This window comes from Pseudomonas sp. NPDC088890 (assembly GCF_044900155.1).
GTDB classification, from domain to species: domain Bacteria; phylum Pseudomonadota; class Gammaproteobacteria; order Pseudomonadales; family Pseudomonadaceae; genus Aquipseudomonas; species Aquipseudomonas urmiensis.
This window is the reverse complement of the sequence record NZ_JBJDNG010000011.1, coordinates 1-22,049: the sequence shown is the minus strand read 5'-3', so window position 1 is coordinate 22,049 and position 22,049 is coordinate 1. Positions and strand designations below refer to the sequence as shown.

Below are 22,049 nucleotides of genomic sequence, written 5' to 3'. Positions count from 1 at the left end.
GGTTCAGCGCTCCTGCCGGGCACTGGCGGCGGCCTGTTCGGCCGCCCGCCCGCGCGGGCCGTGAAAATAGTCGTGGATCCAGGGATCGTTGGTTTGCTCGACCTCGGCCAAAGGGCCGGCGACCAGGACTTTCTTCTGCGAAAGCACGGCGATTCGGTCGGTAATGGTGTAGAGCGTGTCAAGATCATGGGTGATCAGGAACACGCTCAGGCCCAGCGCGTCACGCAGGGTCAGGATCAATTGGTCGAACGCCGCTGCGCCAATCGGGTCGAGGCCGGCGGTGGGTTCGTCGAGGAACAGGATATCCGGGTCCAACGCCAAGGCGCGGGCCAGTGCTGCACGCTTGATCATGCCGCCTGACAGCGACGACGGGTATTTGTCCGCAGCCGAGATCGGCAGGCCCGCCAGGGCCAGTTTGACCCCGGCCAAGTGCTCGGCATCGGCCCGCGACAGGCCGGCGTGCTCGATCAGCGGCAGGGCGACGTTTTCGGTGACGGTCAGCGAGGAGAACAGCGCGCCCTTCTGGAACAACACGCCAAAGCGCCGTTCCACTAACGAGCGTTGCTCATCGTTGAGTTGTGCCAGGTTCTGGCCGAACACCTTGACCAACCCCTCGTTGGGCCTGCGCAGGCCGATGATGCTGCGCAGCAGCACCGACTTGCCGCTGCCCGAGCCACCGACCACTGCGAGGATCTCGCCCTTGAACAGGTCAATATCGAGGTTCTCGTGCACGCTCTGGCGGCCAAAGCGGTTGCACAGGCCGCGCGCCTCGATCACAGCTTCTCGTACGCCCGTCACCAGCCCATCTCCATGAAGAACAGCGCGGCCACGGCGTCCAGGACGATCACCACGAAAATCGACTGGACCACGCTTGAGGTCGTGTGGGCGCCCACCGACTCGGCGCTGCCACTGACCTTGAAGCCCTCCAGGCAGCCAATGGCGGCGATCAGGAAGGCGAAGAAGGGGGCCTTGGCCAAGCCGACCAGGAAGTGCTGTACGCCGATGTCGCTTTGCAGCAACGAGAGGAACATGGCCGGCGGGATATCCAGCGACAGCGCGCAGACCACCCCGCCGCCGACGATGCCGCAGATCATCGCCAGGAACGTCAGCAGCGGCAGCGAGATCAACAGCGCCAGTACCCGCGGTACCACCAGCAGCTCGATCGGGTTCAGGCCCAACGTGCGGATGGCGTCGATCTCTTCGTTGGCTTTCATCGAGCCGATCTGTGCGGTGAAGGCGCTGGCGGTTCGCCCGGCCATGAGGATGGCGGTGAGCAGTACGCCGAATTCGCGCAGGAATGAAAACGCCACCAGGTCGACGGTAAAGATGGTCGCGCCAAAGGCCGCCAACACCGTGGCGCCGAGGAAGGCGACCACCGCGCCCACCAGAAAGGTCAACAGGGCGACGATGGGCGCAGCGTCCAGGCCGGTCTGTTCGATATGGGCAACCACTGGGGTGACCCGCCAACGGTGCGGTTGCAGCACACGACGCAGCAAGGTTTCGATGATCAGGCCGATGAAACCGAGCAACTGTCGGGTGTCTTGCCACAGGGTGTCGACGGCGCGGCCGATCCGATCGAGCAGCAGAATCAGGATCGGCCGCTCGGCTTGCTTGACCGGGATGCAGTAGTCTTGCACCGAGCAGTAAACCGTCTTGAGCAGCGCGCGGTTGGCTTCGGGCAGATCGTTGGTGCAGTGCGACAGCCGTTCTGAACCAAGCAGTTCGGCCAGTAGCGAGGCGCCGGCGGTGTCCAGGCGGCCGAGTTGGCTCAGGTCGGCGATGGCGTCGGCGGCGAACTGGCTACGCAGTCGCTCGCTGGAACGCTTGAGCTCGGCGTAGTGGGCCAGGGTCCAGTCACCGGTAATGTGCAGGCAGGCCGGCCTGCTGCTGGTGTCCAGGGTAGCGCTGGGTGTGGTCATGGGCTCCATGCTTCTGACGGGCGCGGGGGCGACGGGTCAGATCATAGCGCATCGCCCATGAGTGTATTGCACCTTGGTGCTGTGCTCACTGGCCCTATCGCGCAGGCAAGGTCACTCCCTCGCCGCTGCGATACGGTTTGTAATCAGCCCGACGCTGCGTCGTTCACTACCTTGAAGCGCAATACGCCGATCACCTGGCCATCCTCTGTCAGCACTCGCACCTGCCACTTGCCGACCGGATTGGGCGGGAAGTTCTGCTTGTGGGTCCAGGCGCGATAGCCTTCTTTGCGTCCGCCATGGATATCCAGGGCGATCCGGTCGACCTCTTTACCGTCCAGCTGCCACACGTGATAGATACGCTCGTTAAGCCCGCGCGGTGCGTTGATCGCGGTGTAGGCATACAGCCCGCTGCCTTTGATGCGGCTGGCCGGGATCTCTTCCAGCGACGCGCCTGGCTGACGATTGAGCACCTCGGTGCTGACCGCCACCTCGGTCAACCACAAGGTCGCGGGTGGCACCCACGAGCGCAACAGCCAGCCGCCAGCACCGACCGACAGAGTAACCAGCACCAATGCCACGGCGCGCCGCCAGTTATTGATCGGGAAGCTGCTGGCAAGGCTTGGGAACGACAGCGCCATGGCCGCGATCAGGGCCAGTTTGAAGCTCTGCGCGGTGGTCAGGTGCAAGATGATCGGCAATGCCGTCAGCAGTGCGGCGAACAGGGTCAGGGTGTGCAGCGCCATGAACAACCAGCGCCGCGGTGCCAGCCATTTGTAGTACAGCGGATCGATGATCGAGATCAGCCCGGCGGCGCCGAGCAGGCCGGTGAAAATCAGCTGGCCGCTGTTCCAAGTGGTGGTGATGAAGAAGAACGGCAGAACGAAGAACAGGCTTTCCTGGTGGATCATCTGCGTCGCATAGCGCAGCAGTGGCTGCGGGATTTCGCGCTTGAAAGCGCGGGTGAACAGCCCGGTGAGGGTGTTCTCCAGCATCAGCCAGAGCCAGCTGACCAGCATCAGGATAGCGACCCAACTGGCCAGGCCGGCCTGGCGGTCGACCAGAATGAAGCTGCCGATCCCCGAAAGGAAACCGCCAAGCGCGATGATGCCGGGGTAGCGCTTGAGCAGTTCGATCACGCGCTGGATGAATTGGGGTATGGGGGGCATGTGTGGCTACTGAAATGGGCGAATGGAGCCTAGATCACTGGCGGCCGCACCGGCCTCTTCGCGGGCAATCCCGCTCCCACAGGTATTAGCGCACAGGTTCTGAGTGGCGCTGTCCCTGTGGGAGCGGGCTTGCCCGCGAAGGGCCGCGCAGCGGACCCAATATTCTTCGGCCACTACAGGATACCGCCGAATCAGCTATCCCGTGTAGCGCCGCTGGGCCGAGTTGGCGGATGCCGGCGCCAGCGCAGCAAGCCGACGGCAAGGATCAGCCCCAACAACAACGCCACCAGCCCATAGAGCTCGTCATAGCCAAGCAGCGGCTTCTCGATGCGCAGGTAGCCCGGATCCTTGAGCAGCTCACGCAGCGCCGCGTCAGCCTGTTTGAGGCTGACCTTGCGCAGTTGCCGGATCGGATCGGTAAAGCGCCCGTCGGTGTAATTGTTCAGTGCGCCCCAGTAATAGTCGGCCAGCGCGCTGTTGCCCTGGCTAGACCAGCTTTCCCGGGCGATGGCGAGTTCTTTGATTCGGGAGAACGTGTCGGGGTCGAGGCCGTTCTTGCGCAGGTGGTCGAACAACTCCTGCAGCACTTTCACTGCCTTATCGACATCCTGGCGTTCGAGGTCGGCGTTGAGGCTGAGCATGCCGCTGTCGCCAAAGCTCTCGCGCTGCACCGACGGGCCGTAGGACAAGCCATGGCGCAGGCGTAGCTGGTCGTACAAGGCCCAGTCCAGGTAGCGCGAAAGCAGGTCGAGGGTCTGGTCGTGGTCGTTATCCAGCGTCGGCTCGATGAACAGCCAGTGCAGTTTCACGCTGTCGCCCAGCCAGCCACGGGTGAGGTCCCGGCGTTGCTCGGCCTGTTGGCTGATGCTGTCCAGATTGCGCCGCTCGCCAGGCTCGATCGCTGGCAGCTCGCCATAGGTGCGCTCCAAGTAGGCCGGCAGCAGGCGGTCAAGACCGCCAACGATAATCAGGCTCATGTTGTTGGCCGCATACCAATGCTCGCGCAGGGCCTGGACCTGCTCCAGGGTCATGTCGTCGAGGTCAGAGCGTGCCGGGCATTTCAGCCCAAGTTCCACTGCCAGCTGGTCGCTGGCGCGGTGGCCGATGTCCTGGCGGTCGAGCCAGCGTTGCAGGTGGCCATAGTGGCCGCCATCTTCTCGCTCGATGATCTTCTTTGCCGTGGCCAGGGCTTTGGCGTCGATCTGGGTATCGCGGATCGCTGCCAGCAGCAAGTCGAGCACTTTGCGCTGGTTGCGCGCCGGCGCTTCGATGACGAAGGTGGTGTCGGCGCTGCTGGTGTAGGCGTTCCATTCACCGCCAAGGGCCTGCATGCGTTCTTCCAGGCCACCCTCGCCGGTTTCGTCGATGCCGCTGAACAGCAGGTGCTCGAGCAGGTGAGGCAGCTCGCGCTGGTCACACTCGAAGTCGTCCAGGCCCACCCCCACCACCAGGCGGATCGCTACATGGTCGCGCTCATAGCCGGATTTGAGGATCACCTGCAGGCCATTGGGCAGCAGGTAGCCCTCAACCTTCGAGCGGTCGAGGGCCAGCGACGGCAGGCTGCAGATCAGTAGGCAAACGAACATCAGGCTACGCATAGGCGAGCTTGGGTCTCCGGTAGTGCGGGTTCAGGGCTGGCGGGCTTCGTCCGGTACGCTGTCGAGCAACAAGCCGCCGGTGTCCGAGCCGCCTAGTACCACATAGGCACTGCTGCAGAACAAAGAGTTCAAACGCTTCATATCGGCGATCAGCTCCAAGTGTAGCGAACTGGTCTCGATACTTTGCACTACCTTGCGTTGCAATCGGCTGACATGGGCGTGGGCCAAACGCCGTTCCTGGGCGCGAAAACGGCGCTTTTCGCGCAGCAGCAGCTGGGCGCTCTGAGGGTCGGCACTGAGAAACACCGACAGGCCCAGGCGCAGGTTGGCCAGCAGCTGTTCTTGCAGGCCGGTCAGCTCTTCCAGGCCGACCTGGGAAAACTCGCGGCGCTGCGAGGTCTTCTGTTGCTGCACCTTGCGCAGCATGCGCTCGATCAGGTCGCTGGCCAGCTTGAGGTTGATGGCCAGCTCGATGATCTCGGCCCAGCGCCGGTTGTCCTGTTCGCTCAAGTCTTCGCGCGACATTTGCGCCAGGTACAGTTTGATTGCGCTGTACAGCGCCTCGGCATCCTCGGCGAGCGCACGGACCTGTTGCGGGAGTGCGGTCTGGGTGCCGCGCAGGGCGCCGAGCATGGCTTCCAGCAGGCTGTCGACGATATCGCCCAGGCGCAGGGTTTCGCGCGCGGCGTTGGCCAGAGCCAGGCTGGGGGTCTGCAGGGCCGAGGCATCCAGGTGGCGTGGGCGGATCTGGCCATTGCCATTCTCGCGCTCGGGCAGTAGCGCATTGCACAAGCGGCCCATGGGCTTGGTGGTCGGCAGCATGATCAGGCAGCGCAGCGTGTTGTAGAGCAGGTGAAAGCCGATCACCAATTCCTGGGGGCTGAAGCTGAGGCTGTCCATCCACTCCACCAGCGGATGCAGGACGGGGATGATCAGCAGCAGGCCGATCAGCTTGTACAGCAGGCTGCCCAGCGCGACTCGCCGCCCAGCGGCGTTCTGCATGCTGGTGGTGAGAAACGCCAGCAGACCGCTGCCGATGTTGGCCCCTACCACCAGGCCAATCGCCACTGGCAGGCTGATCAGCTCGGCACCGGCCAAGGTGGCGGTCAGCAGCACGGCGGCCAGGCTTGAGTAGGAAATCATCGCGAACAGCGCGCCGACCAGGGCATCGAGCAGAATATCGCCGGTCAACGAGGCAAACAGGACCTTCACCCCTTGCGCCTGGGTGATCGGCGTCGCGGCCTGGACTATCAGTTGCAGGGCCAGGATGATCAGGCCGAGGCCGATCGCCACGCGGCCCATCTGGCCGAGGCGGGTCTGTTTGCGCGAGAGAAAGAAAATAACCCCGACGAACAGCAGCAGCGGCGACAGCCACGACAGGTCGAAGGTCAACACCCGGGCCATCAGCGCGGTACCTACGTCGGCGCCGAGCATGATGGCCAAAGCCGGGGTCATCGCCATCAGGCCCTGGCCGACGAAGGAGGTCACCAGCATCGCGGTGGCGTTGCTGCTCTGCACCATGGCGGTCACCACGATGCCGGCGAGAAATGCCAGCGGGCGCTTGCTCATGTTCTGGCTGAGCACCCGGCGCAGGTTGGAGCCGTAGACCCGCAGGATGCCGGTACGCACGATATGCGTGCCCCACACCAGCAATGCCACGGCGGAAAGCAGATTGAGCAAGGTCAGCATGTACGAAGGCCCCCCTGTTGCTGTTGCCCCAACGCGGGGCCAATGGGTGAAGCCGTGAGCCTGGCCCGGGGGTGGGCGGTTTTTTCCAGTGCTCACTCAAGCTTTAGTTGTTTTACCCAGCTGACGCCAGCTTGGCATGGCTGAAACATATTTGAAACACGCGAGCGCCCTGCGCTTGCCCAGGGGCAGGAACGAAAAAAGGCCCCGGAGGGCCTTTCTTGATTGCGCGCCTGAGCTTATTGACCAGGGATGTCCTTGCGCAGTTTCACCGCATCGTGCTCTTCGCCGCGTTTGCGTGCCCGCGCCGTGCGCATGCGAATGTTGATCGCTTCCACCGCCAGCGAGAAGGCCATGGCGAAGTACACGTAGCCTTTTGGCACATGCACGTCGAAGGATTCGGCGATCAGCACCGTACCGACGACGATCAGGAACGACAGTGCAAGCATCTTCAGCGAAGGGTGCTTGTCGATGAAATTACTGATGGCACCGGCGCAGAGCATCATCACCAGCACTGCCACGACGATCGCGGCGATCATCACCGGTACGTGCGAAACCATGCCTACGGCGGTGATCACCGAGTCCAGCGAGAACACGATGTCGATGATGGCGATCTGGATGATGGTGTAGATGAACTTGCCACCCGCGCCCTTTGGCTCTTCCGGGTTTTCGTCTTCACCTTCCAGGCCGTGGTAGATCTCCTGGGAGCTTTTCCACAGCAGGAACAGGCCACCGAAGAACAGGATCAGGTCGCGACCGGAGATGCCTTGGCCGAACACTTCGAACAAATCGGCAGTCAGGCGCATGACCCAGGTAATCGAGAGCAGCAGCAGGATGCGGGTGACCATGGCCAGGGCCAGGCCGAAGATCCGGGTGCGTGGCTGCATGTGCTTGGGCATGCGGCTGACCAGGATCGAGATCATGATGATGTTGTCGATACCGAGAACGATTTCAAGTGCCGTCAGGGTGAAAAAGGCAACCCAGATTTCCGGGCTGGTCAGCCATTCCATGTGTATTCCTTCGAACGTTAAAAGGCGATGCACCCGGTAGGGCGCATCGCTGTAGGGCGTATGTATTTACAGACTGCTGAACAGTGGGAAAGTCCCCAGGAGCAATGCGCCGAGCATTATGCACATGCACACCAGCACTGCCCACTTGAGCGTGAAGCGCTGATGATCACCGAACTCGATCCCGGCCAGTGCGACCAGCAGGTAGGTTGAGGGTACCAGCGGGCTGAGCAGGTGTACCGGTTGTCCGACGATCGACGCACGGGCCATTTCCACCGGGGTGATGCCGTAGTGGCTGGCGGCTTCGGCCAGCACCGGCAGTACGCCGTAGTAGAAGGCATCGTTGGACATGAAGAAGGTGAACGGCATGCTGACGATCGCCGTGATTACTGCCAGGTACGGGCCGAGCGCATCCGGAATCACCGCCAGCAGGCTCTTGGACATGGCGTCGACCATGCCGGTGCCGGACAGGATGCCGGTGAAGATGCCTGCGGCGAAGATCAACCCGGTCACGGCCAGGACGCTACCGGAGTGGGCGGCGATGCGGTCCTTCTGCTGTTGCAGGCATGGGTAGTTGACGATCATGGCGATGCTGAAGGCCACCATGAACAGTACTGGCAGCGGCAGCAGACCTGCGATCAGGGCGATCATCAGGACCAGGGTCAGGGCGCCGTTGAACCAGATCAGTTTTGGCCGGCGTGCTTCTGGGAACTGCGAAACGCTGATGCCACTGTGGTCGATGTCATCGGTCGGCAGGTGCAGCTCACCCAGGCGGGCCCGCTCACGTTTGCCGTACATGTAGGCGATCGCCAGGATGGCGATGACGCCGAAGGCCATGGCCGGGATCATCGGCACGAAGATGTCCGACGGATCGACATGCAGGGCGCTTGCGGCGCGCGCTGTAGGGCCACCCCAAGGGGTCATGTTCATCACCCCGCCGGCCAGGATGATCAAGCCGGCCATGATCCGTGGGCTCATGCCTAAGCGGCTGTACAGCGGCAACATCGCTGCGCAGCAGATCATGTAGGTGGTGGCGCCGTCACCGTCGAGCGATACCACCAACGCCAGCACGGCGGTGCCGACCGAGACTTTCAGTGGGTCGCCCTTGACCGCCTTGAGGATCAGGCGCACGGCTGGATCGAACAGGCCGGAGTCGATCATCAGGGCAAAGTAGAGAATGGCGAACATCAGCATCACGCCGGTAGGCGCAAGCTTGCTGATGCCTTGCAGCATCATCGGGCCGATATCGGAGGAGAAACCACCGAACAGGGCGAACAGGATCGGAACCAGGATCAGGGCGATCAAGGCCGACAGGCGCTTGGTCATGATCAGGTACATGAAGGTGATGACCATGGCAAAGCCGAGGAAGGTCAGCATGGCGATACTCCAGGCGTGGCGCGGCGAAAGAGAAAAGACGCTTCGGGCGAATCAGCGCGTGGGGCGCTGTGCGTGGAATAGCCGGAGGGGGACTGCGAGAAGGCGGGCACAGGAATACATCAGAATCACCATTGTTGTTGTCGATTGGGCCGGGCGCGGAACAATCCGGGGACCCTGGCTGACCGGTCTTGTGCCGGTAGTGGGGCTATCCTATGAGCGCAAGCTTTCAGCCAGCTTTCGCTACGGCAAAGGTGACGAGAGGTAATCATGTCCGAATTTTACGAGGGAGGCTGCCATTGCGGCGCCCTGCGCTATCGCTTGGAAGGGGATCTGACCGACATCGCTCATTGCCACTGCTCGATCTGTCGGCGGGTCAGCGGCGGGTTGGTGGTGACCTGGTTGACCCTGCCGCGCAGTGGTTTTCGATGGCTCAAGGGCAGGCCGCGGATGTATGTGGCACCGACCAGTTGCAGCCGGTTTTTTTGCGGCGACTGTGGCGCGCATCTGGCGCTGAGCACTGTGCACAGTCCGCAGACCATCGATGTGACCGTGGCGACCTTGGATCATCCAGAGAACGTACGGGCCACCCGGCACATCTGGACCAGTAGCCGGTTGCCTTGGCTGCATCTGGATGAGCAGTTGCCTGGGGAGGCTGAGGAGCATCTCTAATTTGGCTCTGTGGCCTTAACGCGGGGCGATCGTGGGAGCGGGCTTGCCCCGCGATGAGGCCTGAACTGACCTGAAAAAGCTCAGGCCGTCAGGGCAACTGCAAGCCACCGGCAGCCTTGTGCAGCTCCCGCAGGTGCTGGCCAATCTGCTTCACGTTCGCCTCGACCGCCGCAATCGCCTTGGCCCGGGCCGGATCGAGCAGCGCCCTCACCTCTTTATCCAGGTCGGTGCTCAGGCGTAGCAGCTGCGCCTGCCGCTCACTGCTGACTTTTTCCAATTGCTTACGCTCCTCTGGCTGCGGCAAGCCATAGCCGTCGGTGCCCAGCAATTCTGCCGGTCGGCTGAGGAAGCCGCTATTGGCCAGCATCTGCTGCAGGGTCTGATTGGCTTTATCGATGCTGCCATCCTTGAGCGCAGTGGCATTCAGGTACCGCTGCTTCACTTCATCCTGAGCCAACAGCAATTGCTGGCGCAGCGCAGCCTGCTCCAGCAACAACAACGCGGCACTGGTGCGCAGGTCGGCGCGCGCGAACCATGGCCGGCGCTGGTCGGCCTCCAGGGCGAGCCAGTCCTCGACCTTCTCTTGCTTGACCGGTAACTGCTTTCTAAGCACATCGAACATGGCCTGGTAGCGATCACGGTAGGAGTCGAAGCGGTATCCCAGGCGCAGGGCCTCACGGGGATCATCGAGCACGCTGGTATCGGCCAGGCCGCGTCCCTTGAGCACCGCGAGCAGGCCGTTGGGCATGATGCTGTCGAGGTCGTTCAGGGCTGGGTTGGCAGTTCCGCTGCGCAGCAGCTTGAGGCCTTCCACTGCGCAGTTGTTGGACAGGAACCAGTAATTGCCGTCGTAGCTCCAGTGCATCTCCGCCGCTTGGCGAACCAGGTTCTCGACCTCGTCGCGGTTGAGCCGCAGCGGCACCGAGGCCAGGCTGCGCAGCTCGGTCTTGGTGTATTCGTCGATCACCTGACCCAGCGGCAGCACGAACAGCCGTGACGGATAAGCGCCGACCAGGCCGTCCCAGCTGGACAGCTGCACGTCATTGACGAAGGCCCGGTAGGACAGCACCAGGTGCTGGTCCAGGTCCAGCCGGCAATCCGGACCCCGCGGCCGACCGGGTGCACAGATGACCAGGCGCAGCATGCTGTGGCCCCAACGGCTGACCAGGTTCTGGTTGGCCTCGGCGAGCAGGTAGTCGACCTCATAAACCCGTTCCGGGTCGATCTCGCCAAGAGGTTGGCGGGCGAAGTCGTTGCCGGCATTGATGAATGGCAAGCCTTTGGCGCACGGGGTTTGCGGTGGAGTCCAGGCGAAGTGCTGCTGCAGGTACTGGTTCAGTGCCGGGCGGCGGCAACCATAGCTGGGGTCAAGCAGGAAGTACTCCATGTTGACCGCAATGTATTCCTTGGGGCTGCTCAGCTCATAACTGTCGGGGCTGCGCACCACCTGGGCGTTGTGCTGTTCGCGCTCGCCGCGCCGGCCAACGTACTGCTGCCAGCCAGCCAGGTCGAGCAGGCGTGGATCATCGCTCATGGTGAAGCGGCGCTCGGCTTGTCCACGGCAGTCTTGCGGCAGGCCGATCTTGCCGAGGGTGTCCTGCTGGCGCTTGCAGCGGGCGATCATCAACCGCTCCTGGGTCGGCCAGAGACGGGCGCGGTCGTAGATGTGGGTCAGTTCGTGAAGGACTGTGGCCAGTAGTTCTTGCCGCACAGTGCCATGCGGACGGTTGGTACGCTCGCGGGCAGCGCTGCCATCGACCAGGCTGGGCAATAGCCGGCGGTTCAGCTCGAGGGTGGACACCAGCGAAGCCTGGCCATAAGCATCAGCGGGCATGCGCTCGCTCCAACTGACTTGGATGCGGCGGTCGAGCTGTTGCTTGAAGCGGGGGGGAAGTTTGGCCAGTGCCTCGTCGAGCAAGGCCTGGGTGGCTTGCTGTTGTTGCTGATCAAGCCCAGATACCTGCAGGTCGAGCTGCAGGTCGGCTAGCGCAGGCATCCCCAGCAGCGTCAGGACGCAGCCGAGCAGCCAGGCACGCATGTGCTTCACAGGGCCAGGATGGCTTCGGCCAGTACCTGATCGCTGGCATCGCGCGCCTCAGGCACGCGATGGCGAATGGTGGTGAAGGCGGCTTCGAGCTGCGCGCCGCGGATATCGCCTTTGCTGGCGACGAAGCTGGCGGCGTCGTCATGGGCATCTTGGACGATTTTCGAGTCGCGAATCGAAGTGGTGGTGTCCGAGGTGAAATCGATCGAACGGCCAAAGGCCCGCACGATGATGTTGCTGGTGGCCACCAGGGTCTGTGCCTGTGCCAGGTCGGCCATTACCAACATGCCGAGGGTGGCGGCGATCAGCGTCTTGCGCATGGAGCATCTCCGAAGGAATACAGGGAGTCGAATATGGTTATTGGACGAGAATTGCTTCTGCCAGTTCAAGGTCGCCGACAGAGTGATAGCCGCTGTCATGACGCAGTGTATCCAGCGCTGCTTGCAGACGAGCGCCACGGATCGAGCCATCGGTGGCGACAAACGCTGCGGCATCGTCGCGGGCCTGCACGACCAGTTTGCGGTCGAAGGGCGCGCTGGTCACTTTGCTGGTGACGTAGCCGCTGGCAACCAGGGTTTGGGTAGAGACGTCCATGGCATGGGCGCTTCCCATACCGGCGAGGGCAAACAGCAAAGGCAACAGATAACGCATCGGACTTCTAAAGGCTTAGGCTTGGATGGCGAAGGCTACCGCGGATACACCGGACGGAGCCAGTGTATCCGGGCGTGAAACTTGCGGGTTAGAGCGCGAGGATGGCTTGCGCCAATTGTGCGTCGCTGGCTTGCAGGGTGGGCGCCTGCTGGCGAATGTGAATGAACGCACTTTCAAGCTTGGCACCGCGGATGGCGCCTTGGCTGCCGACAAAGCTGGCAGCGTCGTCGCGGGCGGCCTGGACAATCTTGTCGTCACGGAACGACGAGGAGACATCAGAGGTGGCATCAGTAGAGGCGGCAACTGCACCTACGACCGCATCGGTGGTAACGATGAAGCTAGTGGCGTTGGCAGTGCCGGCCAAGGCCAACAACAGGGCGGCGCCAAACAAGTGGTTACGGGACATGGTCGGAGACTCCTGCATAGGGTCGAGATGGTTCTGGTTATCGGACGCTCGCTAGGCTCATCACGGTACTTTATTTAATGAGCCGTTCAAGTAAGCGTAACACGCGTTGCTGTTTCTGGATGTGACGCGGGTGGTTAGCAATACAATTGTACTGGTATGTTTCTGTTTCTATGAAACTGTACTATCCGCGGGGCAAGGCGCTCTAATTCGCACCTTTGAAACAAAAAACCCGTCGCAGTTCCCTGCAACGGGTTTTTGGAATTCTCGGTGCCGGCCGAAACCGGCTAGCCGGTGCTTAGCGCCAGAAAGGCTTGCTCAGCTCTTCGTAACGCTGCGACTCGCTGATGCCGGCGTCAGCCAGAAGGCGACCATCCAGGCGGGCCAGCTGACGGCGGCTGGCGATGCGGCGTTGCCACAGCAGAAGCGTGGAGAAAGCGCGCAGTGGCAGCGAAGCGTTGGACTGAGCGTTGTTTTCAAAAACCAGACCGGAACTGAGGGTGCGTTCCATGATGTTTCATCCTTCCGCTTGTGGCGGCATTAGGTAGTGATTTAACTGATGCCAATGATCCTCCTCTCTTGTCCATAACAGTAGGTACAGTTCATCTGTATTGCGCGGGTTCAGTTAATTGATTAAGCGCACTGTTGCACCCGAAATTGGCGTAACTGTACTGGTCTGCACAGATATGGTGCGTTTATGAGGATAGGGAGGCGATTTGTCAGCGGAAGACTGAGATTTTACCGGTACAGTTGTACAGTTTTTTCTTTTACTGTAATTAGCTGTTCCGGTCGATGGCCTTTGCGCACCATCGACCGGGTAGCTGTGCTGGATCAGCTGGCGAGCATGCGCCCGCTTTCTTCCAGGTTTTCGTGCCAGCTCAGCGCTTCACGCAGGATGTGCGGGGTATGGCCGCCCCGCTGGCAAGCGCGTTCGAAGTAGTCGTTCAGCGCCGCGCGATAGTCCGGGTGGACACAGTTGTCGATGATCGCCCGGGCGCGCTCGCGAGGCGCCAGGCCACGCAGGTCAGCCAGGCCTTGCTCGGTGACCAGGATGTCCACGTCATGCTCGGTGTGGTCAACGTGGCTGACCATCGGCACCACGCTGGAAATCGCGCCGCCTTTGGCAATCGACTTGGTGACGAACACCGCCAGGTGCGCGTTGCGGGCGAAGTCTCCCGAGCCGCCAATACCGTTCATCATCCGGGTTCCGCAGACGTGGGTGGAGTTGACGTTACCGTAGATGTCGAACTCCAGCGCGGTGTTGATGCCGATGATGCCCAGGCGACGCACCACTTCTGGGTGGTTGGAGATTTCCTGCGGACGCAGTACCAGCTTGTCCTTGTAACGCTCCAGGTTGCCGAACACGTCGGCGTTGCGCCGGCTCGATAGTGTTATCGAGCTGCCCGAGGCGAAGCTCAGCTTGCCGGCGTCGATCAGGTCGAAGGTCGAGTCCTGGAGTACTTCGGAGTACATGGTCAGGTCTTCGAACGGCGAATCGATCAGGCCGCACATGACCGCGTTGGCGATGCTGCCGATGCCAGCTTGCAGCGGGCCGAGCTTGTTGGTCATGCGGCCAGCGTCGACTTCACTCTTGAGGAAGTTGATCAGGTGGTTGGCAATACCTTGGGTCTCATGGTCAGGCGGCAGTACCGTGGACGGCGAGTCGGGCTGGTCGCTGATGACGATGCCGACGATTTTGGCCGGGTCGATCGGGATCGCGGTGCTGCCAATGCGGTCGTCGACCTTGATCAGCGGGATTGGCGTGCGGGTCGGGCGATAGGTCGGGATATAGATGTCGTGCAGGCCTTCGAGGTTGGCGTTGTGCGACAGGTTGATCTCGACGATCACTTGCTTGGCGAAGATCGCAAAGCTGGCCGAGTTGCCCACCGAAGTGGTCGGCACGATGTGGCCTTGCTCGGTGATGGCCACCGCTTCAATGACGGCGATGTCCGGCAGGGTCAGTTGCTTGTTGCGCAGCTGCTCGACGGTTTCCGACAGATGCTGGTCGATGAACATCACCTGGCCATCGTTGATGGCTTTGCGCAGGGTGCTGTCGACTTGGAACGGCATACGGCGGGCGAGCACGCCGGCCTCGGTCAGTTGCTTGTCCAGGTCGTTGCCAAGGCTGGCGCCGGTCATCAGGCTGATTTTCAGCGGCGACACTTTGGCGCGTTCAGCAAGGGCATGGGGTACGGCTTTGGCTTCGCCGGCGCGGGTAAAACCGCTCATGCCGACGGTCATGCCGTCCTGGATCAGGCCAGCGGCGTCGGCCGCACTCATTACCTTGCTGTGCAGGGAGGACAAGCGGATACGATCACGGTACATGGATTGTTATCTCGGGCTACTGAGGCTACTGCAGCGCAGTCTAGAGATTTCGCCCGTCGCCGTCCCACGACCATGGTCGTATGAGAAGCCCTGCAATAGAGCCGTTGATCTGGATCAAGCAAAGTAAAAACCCCCGGGAATAAATCACCGGGGGTTTATGCCTATCTATATAGAAGGACTTTATTCCACTGCCTTGACCATGTCTTCGATGACCTTCTTGGCGTCGCCGAACACCATCATGGTCTTGTCCAGGTAGAACAGCTCGTTATCCAGCCCGGCATAGCCACTGGCCATGGAGCGCTTGTTGACGATGATGGTCTTGGCCTTGAACGCCTCAAGGATCGGCATGCCAGCGATCGGCGACTTCGGATCGTTCTTAGCCGCCGGATTGACCACGTCGTTGGCCCCAAGCACCAGCACCACGTCAGCCTGGCCGAACTCGGCGTTGATGTCCTCCATCTCGAACACCTGGTCGTAGGGCACCTCGGCTTCAGCCAAGAGCACGTTCATGTGCCCAGGCATACGCCCGGCTACCGGGTGAATGGCGTACTTCACGGTCACGCCGTTGTGGATCAGCTTTTCGGTCAGCTCCTTGAGGGCATGCTGCGCGCGCGCCACAGCCAGGCCGTAGCCAGGGACGATGATCACAGTGTCAGCGTTGCTCAGCAGGAAGGTCGCGTCGTCCGCCGAACCTGATTTGACCGGGCGCTGCTCTTTGGAGCCGGCCGCCGCGCCGGTGTCCGCCTCGCCGCCGAAGCCGCCGAGGATGACGTTGAAGAACGAGCGGTTCATCGCCTTGCACATGATGTACGAGAGAATCGCACCGCTCGAACCGACCAGGGAGCCGGCGATGATCAGCATCGAGTTGTTCAGCGAGAAACCGATGCCGGCCGCTGCCCAGCCCGAATAGCTGTTGAGCATCGACACCACCACCGGCATGTCGGCACCGCCGATTGGGATGATGATCAGCACGCCCATTATGAAGGCCAGAACCAGCATCAAGGTGAAGGCGCTGTAGTGGCCGGTGAAGGTGAACAGCAAACCCAGGGCGATGGTGGTTAGGCCGAGGATCAGGTTCAGCTTGTGCTGGCCCGCGAACTGTACTGGTGCGCCCTGGAACAGGCGGAACTTGTACTTGCCCGACAGCTTGCCGAAGGCGATTACCGAACCGGAGAAGGTAATGGCACCAATCGCAGCACCGAGGAACAGCTCCAGCCGGTTGCCGGTCGGGATCGGATCGCTGATCAATGCGACGATGCCCATCGATTGCGGCTCGAGCACTGCGGCGATGGCGATGAACACTGCTGCCAGGCCGATCATGCTGTGCATGAAGGCGACCAGTTCTGGCATCTTGGTCATCTCGACGCGCTTGGCCATGATCGAGCCGGCAGTGCCGCCGATCAACAGGCCGAGCAGGACGTAGCCGATACCGGCGGTGGCCAGCTCGGCGCCGAGCTTATAGATCAGGCCCACGGTGGTGAGCATCGCAATGCCCATGCCGATCATGCCGAACAGGTTGCCGCGGCGTGAGGTGGTCGGATGCGACAGGCCCTTCAGCGCCTGGATGAAGCAGACCGAAGCGACCAGGTAGAGAAGCGTTACCAGATTCATGCTCATGCTTACTTCTGCGCCTCGTTCTTGGTTTTCTTCTTGAACATTTCCAGCATGCGCCGGGTAACCAGGAAGCCACCGAACACGTTGACTGCCGCCAAGGCCACGGCCAGGGTGCCCATGACTTTGCCGGCCGGAGTCACGGTCAGCGCAGCAGCAAGCATGGCGCCGACGATGACGATCGCCGAAATGGCGTTGGTCACCGCCATCAGCGGGGTGTGCAGAGCCGGGGTGACGTTCCATACCACGTGGTAGCCCACGTAGATGGCCAGCACGAAGATGATCAGGTTGTAGATGCCGTGGGAAATCAGCATGTCTTCCATAGCCGTGCTCCTTAACCGTTCTTACGGATGACTTGGCCGTCGCGGCACATCAGGCACGCAGCGACAATGTCATCTTCGAGGTTGATCACCAGCGCACCGTCCTTGTCGAACAGCAGCTTCATGAAGTCCAGCAGGTTGCGGGCGTACAGCGCCGAAGCGTCTGCCCCGACCTGGGCTGGCAAATTGGTGGGGCCGACGATGGTCACGCCATTTTCTACCACTACTTGGTCAGCCACGGTCAGCGGGCAGTTGCCGCCTTGTGCTGCAGCCAGATCGATCACCACGGAGCCGGGCTTCATCTGCGCCACGGTCTCGGCGCTGAGCAGGGTCGGTGCCTTGCGGCCCGGGATCAGTGCGGTGGTGATGACGATGTCGGCCTGCTTGGCGCGCTCGTGCACCGCTTGTGCCTGGCGCTGCATCCAGCTGGCGGGCATGGGCCGAGCATAGCCGCCGACACCTTGCGCACATTCGCGTTCTTCATCGGTCTCGTAGGGGACGTCGAGGAACTTGGCGCCAAGCGACTCGATCTGCTCCTTCACCGCCGGGCGCACATCCGAGGCCTCGATCACTGCGCCCAGGCGCTTGGCCGTGGCGATGGCCTGCAGGCCGGCAACGCCGGCGCCAAGAATCAGCACGCGGGCGGCTTTCACCGTTCCGGCGGCAGTCATCAGCATCGGCATGAAGCGCGGGTAGTGATGCGCGGCTAGCAACACCGCCTTGTAACCGGCGATGTTGGCCTGCGACGACAGCACGTCGAGGCTCTGCGCGCGCGAGGTGCGTGGCGCCGCTTCGAGGGCGAAAGCGGTGACGCCGCGTTCCGCCATCTTGGCGATCAGTTCGTTGTTGAACGGGTTGAGCATGCCGATTAGCAGGCTGCCACTGTTGATCAGGGCAAGCTCTTGTTCGCTGGGGGCAACGACCTTGAGTACCAGTTGCGCGCCGAAGGCATCGGCGGCGGTACCGAGGGAGGCGCCAACGGCTTCATAGGCACTGTCCGGAATGCTGGCGTTGAGCCCTGCCCCCCGTTGGACGGTGACCTGATGGCCTTGGCCAACCAGCTTCTTGAGGGTTTCGGGGGTCGCAGCGACCCGCGTCTCGCCCGTCTGCGTCTCGAGAGGAACACCAATGTGCACGACTTTTCTCCTGCGGTGACCTTCTTATCTTTATTGAGCTGGCATGCGCGGGGTTGAATTCGCGGCACTTCGCCAGCGTAGCCGTAAGGCTCGAACCCGCCGGATCCCGGGCGGGCGAAGCATTTTGCAGATGAATACGTAGGCCTTCAACCGGTTCTGGAGCGATACGAAGTTAAAACTACAAGTCACCCTGTGACCGTATGTCGCAAGGGTATGGCTGCAGCCCGTCAAACATAGGCTATTGGGAGATTAGGGGAGAAATCAGATTATTTTTAACAAATTTCGCTGACAGCTGGGCGAATGTCGCAAATAGGCCTGAAACCCGCGCAGTATGCAGGGTTAAGCAAGAATTCAGGGTATACGCAACAGTTTATTGAAATGCGACAATTCAATACATCTGTAGGTGTTTAAAATAATTGACTACCGAGTCAAGTTGTCGCATCTGCTGGGTGGGTGGAGGCGTACAAGCGTGCCTGTGCTATCAGCCAGTCGCGGAAGGCGCGCAGCGACGCAGACTCCACCTTCCGCTCAGGAATCATTAGATAGTAGGCCTTGTTACTCGATAGCGCATGCCTGTTGGCGACCACCAACCTACCCTGCTCCAGCTCGCGCTGGATCAAGAACGGTGGAATCAGCGCGATGCCCATCTGGTGCATGGCGGCTTGGGCGAGCATTGAGAACAGTTCATAGCGAGGGCCGGTCATGTCGCCCTCCACGCTCATCCCCAAGCCGTCGAACCACTGTCGCCAGGCATAGGGTCGGGTGGTCTGCTGCAGCAGCGGCAGTTCGGCGATGCGCTTGGCATCGAGTTCGCCCTGGCCGCTGAGCAACAAGGCCGGGCTGCACACTGGCATGGGGTTCTCACCCATCAGGCGGTGGGACTGGGTGCCCGACCAGTCGGCATCGCCGAAGTAGATCGCTGCATCGAACGCGGTATCGGCGAACAGGAATGGCCGCGTGCGGTTGGTCAGGTTGACGGTGACCTCTGGGTGGCAGTGCTGGAAGTCCTTCAGGCGCGGCAGCAGCCACTGGGTGCCGAAGGTCGGCACCACCGCCAATTCGATCACATTGGCGCCCTGCTGGCGCATTACCGACAAGGTATCGCGCTCGACCGCGTCCAGCTGTGCTGCCACCTGTCGGCTGTAGGATAGGCCGGCTTCGGTGAGTTTTACCCCGCGACGCGAGCGGCGAAACAGCTCGACATTCAGGAACTCCTCCAGCCCACCAATTTGTCGACAGACGGCGCCTTGGGTCAAGGCCAGCTCCTGGGCAGCCTTGGTGAAGCTCTCGTGACGCGCTGCGGCCTCAAAACAGACCAATGCAGTAGTACTGGGAATCTTGCGCCGCATGTACGTCAACCTCACTTGTCTGGCTTTGAGTATGCTGAGTTGCAGATTTTCGAAGTGAGAAAATATCACTAAACCGTGCGTAATCCTCGTTTGTCCCGACGGCCGAACAGGCCTAGGATCAATGCACAAGAACAGTGCCCACGCACCCTGCTCCCCTATTCCGAGGATTTCGCTCATGGCCGGCAAAGCAAGCTTCAACTGGATCGACCCACTGCTGCTCGATCAGCAATTGACTGAAGAAGAGCGCATGGTGCGTGACAGCGCTTATCAGTTTGCCCAGGACAAGCTGGCGCCGCGCGTGATCGAGGCGTTTCGCCATGAGCAGACCGATCCGAAGATCTTCCGTGAGATGGGCGAAGTCGGCCTGCTCGGCGCTACCATCCCAGAGCAGTACGGCGGCAGTGGGCTGAACTACGTCTGCTACGGCCTGATCGCCCGTGAAGTGGAGCGCATCGACTCCGGCTACCGCTCGATGATGAGCGTGCAATCTTCGCTGGTGATGGTGCCGATCAACGAATTCGGCAGTGAACAGCAGAAGCAAAAGTACCTGCCCAAGCTTGCCAGCGGCGAGTGGATTGGTTGCTTCGGCCTGACCGAGCCCAACCACGGCTCCGATCCAGGCGCGATGATCACCCGGGCGCGCAAGGTTGATGGCGGCTACAGCCTGACTGGCAGCAAGATGTGGATCACCAACAGCCCGATTGCCGATGTGTTTGTCGTGTGGGCCAAGGACGATGCCGGGGACATTCGCGGCTTCATTCTGGAGAAAGGCTGGAAAGGCCTGAGCGCCCCGGCGATTCACGGCAAGGTCGGCCTGCGTGCTTCGATCACCGGCGAGATCGTCATGGACGGCGTGTTCGTTCCTGAAGAAAACATCTTCCCTGAGGTGCGTGGTCTGAAAGGCCCGTTCACCTGCTTGAACTCGGCCCGCTATGGCATCTCCTGGGGTGCCCTGGGTGCGGCGGAGGCCTGCTGGCACACCGCGCGCCAATACACCCTGGATCGCAAGCAGTTCGGCCGTCCTCTGGCCGCCAATCAACTGATCCAGAAGAAGCTGGCGGACATGCAGACCGAGATCACGCTGGGGCTGCAGGGCTGCCTGCGTCTGGGGCGGATGAAGGATGAGGGCACCGCTGCGGTGGAAATCACCTCGATCATGAAGCGCAACTCCTGTGGCAAGGCGCTGGATATTGCCCGCCTGGCCCGCGACATGCTCGGCGGCAACGGTATTTCCGATGAGTTCGGCGTAGCCCGTCACCTGGTTAACCTTGAAGTGGTCAACACGTATGAAGGTACCCATGACATCCACGCGCTGATCCTCGGTCGCGCGCAGACCGGCATTCAGGCGTTCTATTAATAGAGGAGCTGGGCCATGGGGGCGTTATCACATCTGCGGGTGCTGGACCTTTCGCGTGTGCTGGCCGGGCCCTGGTCTGGGCAGATCCTCGCCGACCTTGGGGCTGACGTGATCAAGGTCGAGCGTCCGGGGGCAGGTGACGATACCCGCTCCTGGGGGCCACCCTTCCTCAAGGATGCCTATGGGGAGAACACCAGCGAGGCGGCCTACTATCTGTCTGCCAACCGCAACAAGCGCTCGGTGACCATCGACTTCACCCAACCAGAAGGTCAGCGTCTGGTGCGCGAACTGGCGGCGAAGTCGGATATCGTCATCGAGAACTTCAAAGTCGGTGGCCTGGCGGCCTATGGGCTGGACTATGCCAGCCTGAAGGCGGTCAACCCCAAGCTTATCTATTGCTCGATTACCGGCTTTGGTCAGACTGGGCCGTATGCCAAGCGTGCCGGCTATGACTTCATGATCCAAGGGCTGGGCGGGCTGATGAGCCTGACCGGTCGCCCAGAGGGTGAAGAAGGTGCCGGCCCGGTGAAGGTTGGCGTTGCGCTGACCGATATCCTTACCGGGCTGTACTCCACCGTGGCGATCCTGGCTGCACTCGCCCACCGTGACCAGTCAGGGGTGGGGCAGCATATTGATATGGCGTTGCTGGACGTGCAGGTGGCCTGCCTGGCTAACCAGGCAATGAACTACCTCACTACAGGCACTGCTCCGCGTCGGTTGGGGAATGCCCACCCCAATATCGTGCCATATCAGGACTTTCCCACTGCCGATGGTGATTTCATCCTTACCGTGGGGAATGATGGGCAGTTCCGTAAATTTGCCGAGGTCGCTGGGCAGCCGCAATGGGCGGACGATCCGCGCTTTGCGACTAATAAGCTGCGGGTCGCCAATCGGGCTGAGCTGATCCCGCTGATTCGCCAGGCCACAGTGTTCAAGACCACAGCCCAGTGGGTTAGTGAATTGGAACAGGCCGGCGTGCCATGCGGGCCAATCAACGATTTGGCGCAGATGTTCCAGGACCCGCAGGTATTGGCTCGTGGATTGGCGGTTAGCATTGCGCATCCGCTGGCGGGTAGCGTACCGCAGGTGGCTAGCCCTATTCGGCTGTCTGAGACGCCGGTGGAGTATCGGCAGGCGCCTCCTCTATTAGGGGAGCATACCGAGGCTGTACTGGAAGAAGTGTTAGGGCTGGATGGCCAGGCTGTGCAGCAGCTGCGTGGGGCTGGTGTGCTCTGATTCGCTTTATACCTATATAAGCAGGGAGGCCGGCAGGCCTCCCTGCTTTGTTGTTGGCGCTTTAACTGCATTGCCTCTCTCTGTCGCACCCCGCTGCACTCTGTGGAAGCGGGCTCGCCCCGCGATTCTGACCCTAATTTCAACAATATTACGGTTTATTGAAATTAAGGGTTGACGGCCTCTCAGATCCCCTTA

General features: G+C 61.5%; 20 protein-coding genes. 3 read left to right on the top strand and 17 right to left on the bottom strand.

The genetic code is table 11. The features are described from left to right. Positions 1-3: 3 nt before the first annotated feature. The 7 genes from ACI2JX_RS20545 to ACI2JX_RS20515 all read right to left on the bottom strand — a co-directional run bounded on the left by ACI2JX_RS20545 (position 4) and on the right by ACI2JX_RS20515 (position 8,753). Complete coding sequence (locus ACI2JX_RS20545; protein ID WP_404690920.1) at positions 4-801, bottom strand: ABC transporter ATP-binding protein; 798 nt, start codon at positions 799-801, stop codon at positions 4-6. Continuing rightward, entirely contained in the window at positions 795-1,928 is a 1,134-nt protein-coding gene (locus ACI2JX_RS20540; RefSeq protein ID WP_404690883.1) for an MlaE family lipid ABC transporter permease subunit, read from the bottom strand. Before ACI2JX_RS20540 ends, ACI2JX_RS20545 begins: the two co-directional genes overlap by 7 nt. 134 nt (positions 1,929-2,062) lie before the next feature. Continuing rightward, the gene (locus ACI2JX_RS20535; protein WP_264234296.1) at positions 2,063-3,085 is read right to left on the bottom strand and encodes a DUF2914 domain-containing protein; all 1,023 of its coding nucleotides are present in this window, start codon (positions 3,083-3,085) and stop codon (positions 2,063-2,065) included. Between the two features lie 191 nt (positions 3,086-3,276). Then, the gene (locus ACI2JX_RS20530; protein WP_368972872.1) at positions 3,277-4,683 is read right to left on the bottom strand and encodes a M16 family metallopeptidase; all 1,407 of its coding nucleotides are present in this window, start codon (positions 4,681-4,683) and stop codon (positions 3,277-3,279) included. Between the two features lie 30 nt (positions 4,684-4,713). Continuing rightward, the gene (locus tag ACI2JX_RS20525) at positions 4,714-6,372 is read right to left on the bottom strand and encodes a Na/Pi cotransporter family protein (protein ID WP_264234302.1); all 1,659 of its coding nucleotides are present in this window, start codon (positions 6,370-6,372) and stop codon (positions 4,714-4,716) included. Positions 6,373-6,608: 236 nt separating this feature from the next. Further along, positions 6,609-7,379, bottom strand: coding sequence for a TerC family protein (locus ACI2JX_RS20520; RefSeq protein ID WP_186557702.1), 771 nt, complete (start codon positions 7,377-7,379; stop codon positions 6,609-6,611). A gap of 66 nt (positions 7,380-7,445) precedes the next feature. Continuing rightward, complete coding sequence (locus tag ACI2JX_RS20515; RefSeq protein ID WP_186557703.1) at positions 7,446-8,753, bottom strand: CitMHS family transporter; 1,308 nt, start codon at positions 8,751-8,753, stop codon at positions 7,446-7,448. 267 nt (positions 8,754-9,020) lie between these two features. Here ACI2JX_RS20515 and ACI2JX_RS20510 point away from each other — a divergent pair, with 267 nt between their 5' ends. Then, positions 9,021-9,422 carry a GFA family protein gene (locus ACI2JX_RS20510; protein WP_264234305.1) on the top strand — a complete coding sequence of 134 codons (402 nt, stop codon included), beginning with the start codon at positions 9,021-9,023 and terminating at the stop codon, positions 9,420-9,422. Between the two features lie 88 nt (positions 9,423-9,510). On the opposite strand, the gene ACI2JX_RS20505 is transcribed toward ACI2JX_RS20510, so the two are convergent. The 10 genes from ACI2JX_RS20505 to ACI2JX_RS20460 form a co-directional block, all read right to left on the bottom strand. Then, entirely contained in the window at positions 9,511-11,469 is a 1,959-nt protein-coding gene (locus tag ACI2JX_RS20505; protein WP_368972871.1) for a DUF4105 domain-containing protein, read from the bottom strand. Continuing rightward, positions 11,466-11,786 (bottom strand): DUF2388 domain-containing protein, encoded by a 321-nt coding sequence (locus ACI2JX_RS20500; protein WP_186557706.1) that lies wholly within the window; start codon positions 11,784-11,786, stop codon positions 11,466-11,468. Before ACI2JX_RS20500 ends, ACI2JX_RS20505 begins: the two co-directional genes overlap by 4 nt. Positions 11,787-11,823: 37 nt before the next feature. Next, positions 11,824-12,117 (bottom strand): DUF2388 domain-containing protein, encoded by a 294-nt coding sequence (locus tag ACI2JX_RS20495; RefSeq protein WP_264234310.1) that lies wholly within the window; start codon positions 12,115-12,117, stop codon positions 11,824-11,826. Positions 12,118-12,205: 88 nt separating this feature from the next. Continuing rightward, complete coding sequence (locus tag ACI2JX_RS20490) at positions 12,206-12,523, bottom strand: DUF2388 domain-containing protein (RefSeq protein ID WP_264234312.1); 318 nt, start codon at positions 12,521-12,523, stop codon at positions 12,206-12,208. A gap of 295 nt (positions 12,524-12,818) precedes the next feature. Further along, positions 12,819-13,031, bottom strand: a complete 213-nt coding sequence (locus ACI2JX_RS20485) for a DUF1127 domain-containing protein (RefSeq protein ID WP_186557709.1) — start codon at positions 13,029-13,031, stop codon at positions 12,819-12,821. Between the two features lie 320 nt (positions 13,032-13,351). Next, positions 13,352-14,845 carry an acetyl-CoA hydrolase/transferase family protein gene (locus tag ACI2JX_RS20480; protein ID WP_264234314.1) on the bottom strand — a complete coding sequence of 498 codons (1,494 nt, stop codon included), beginning with the start codon at positions 14,843-14,845 and terminating at the stop codon, positions 13,352-13,354. Positions 14,846-15,025: 180 nt separating this feature from the next. Further along, complete coding sequence (locus tag ACI2JX_RS20475) at positions 15,026-16,462, bottom strand: NAD(P)(+) transhydrogenase (Re/Si-specific) subunit beta (RefSeq protein WP_186557711.1); 1,437 nt, start codon at positions 16,460-16,462, stop codon at positions 15,026-15,028. Positions 16,463-16,464: 2 nt separating this feature from the next. Continuing rightward, positions 16,465-16,779, bottom strand: coding sequence for an NAD(P) transhydrogenase subunit alpha (locus ACI2JX_RS20470; RefSeq protein WP_008097413.1), 315 nt, complete (start codon positions 16,777-16,779; stop codon positions 16,465-16,467). A gap of 11 nt (positions 16,780-16,790) precedes the next feature. Continuing rightward, positions 16,791-17,912, bottom strand: a complete 1,122-nt coding sequence (locus tag ACI2JX_RS20465; RefSeq protein ID WP_264234319.1) for a Re/Si-specific NAD(P)(+) transhydrogenase subunit alpha — start codon at positions 17,910-17,912, stop codon at positions 16,791-16,793. A gap of 428 nt (positions 17,913-18,340) precedes the next feature. Continuing rightward, entirely contained in the window at positions 18,341-19,261 is a 921-nt protein-coding gene (locus ACI2JX_RS20460) for a LysR family transcriptional regulator (protein WP_404690882.1), read from the bottom strand. Between the two features lie 175 nt (positions 19,262-19,436). Here ACI2JX_RS20460 and ACI2JX_RS20455 point away from each other — a divergent pair, with 175 nt between their 5' ends. Both ACI2JX_RS20455 and ACI2JX_RS20450 read left to right on the top strand, forming a co-directional pair. Further along, positions 19,437-20,618, top strand: a complete 1,182-nt coding sequence (locus tag ACI2JX_RS20455) for an acyl-CoA dehydrogenase (RefSeq protein ID WP_264234322.1) — start codon at positions 19,437-19,439, stop codon at positions 20,616-20,618. Between the two features lie 15 nt (positions 20,619-20,633). Next, on the top strand, positions 20,634-21,854 hold the full coding sequence (locus ACI2JX_RS20450; protein ID WP_368972868.1) for a CaiB/BaiF CoA transferase family protein: 1,221 nt from the start codon (positions 20,634-20,636) through the stop codon (positions 21,852-21,854). The last annotated feature ends 195 nt before the right edge of the window (positions 21,855-22,049 follow it).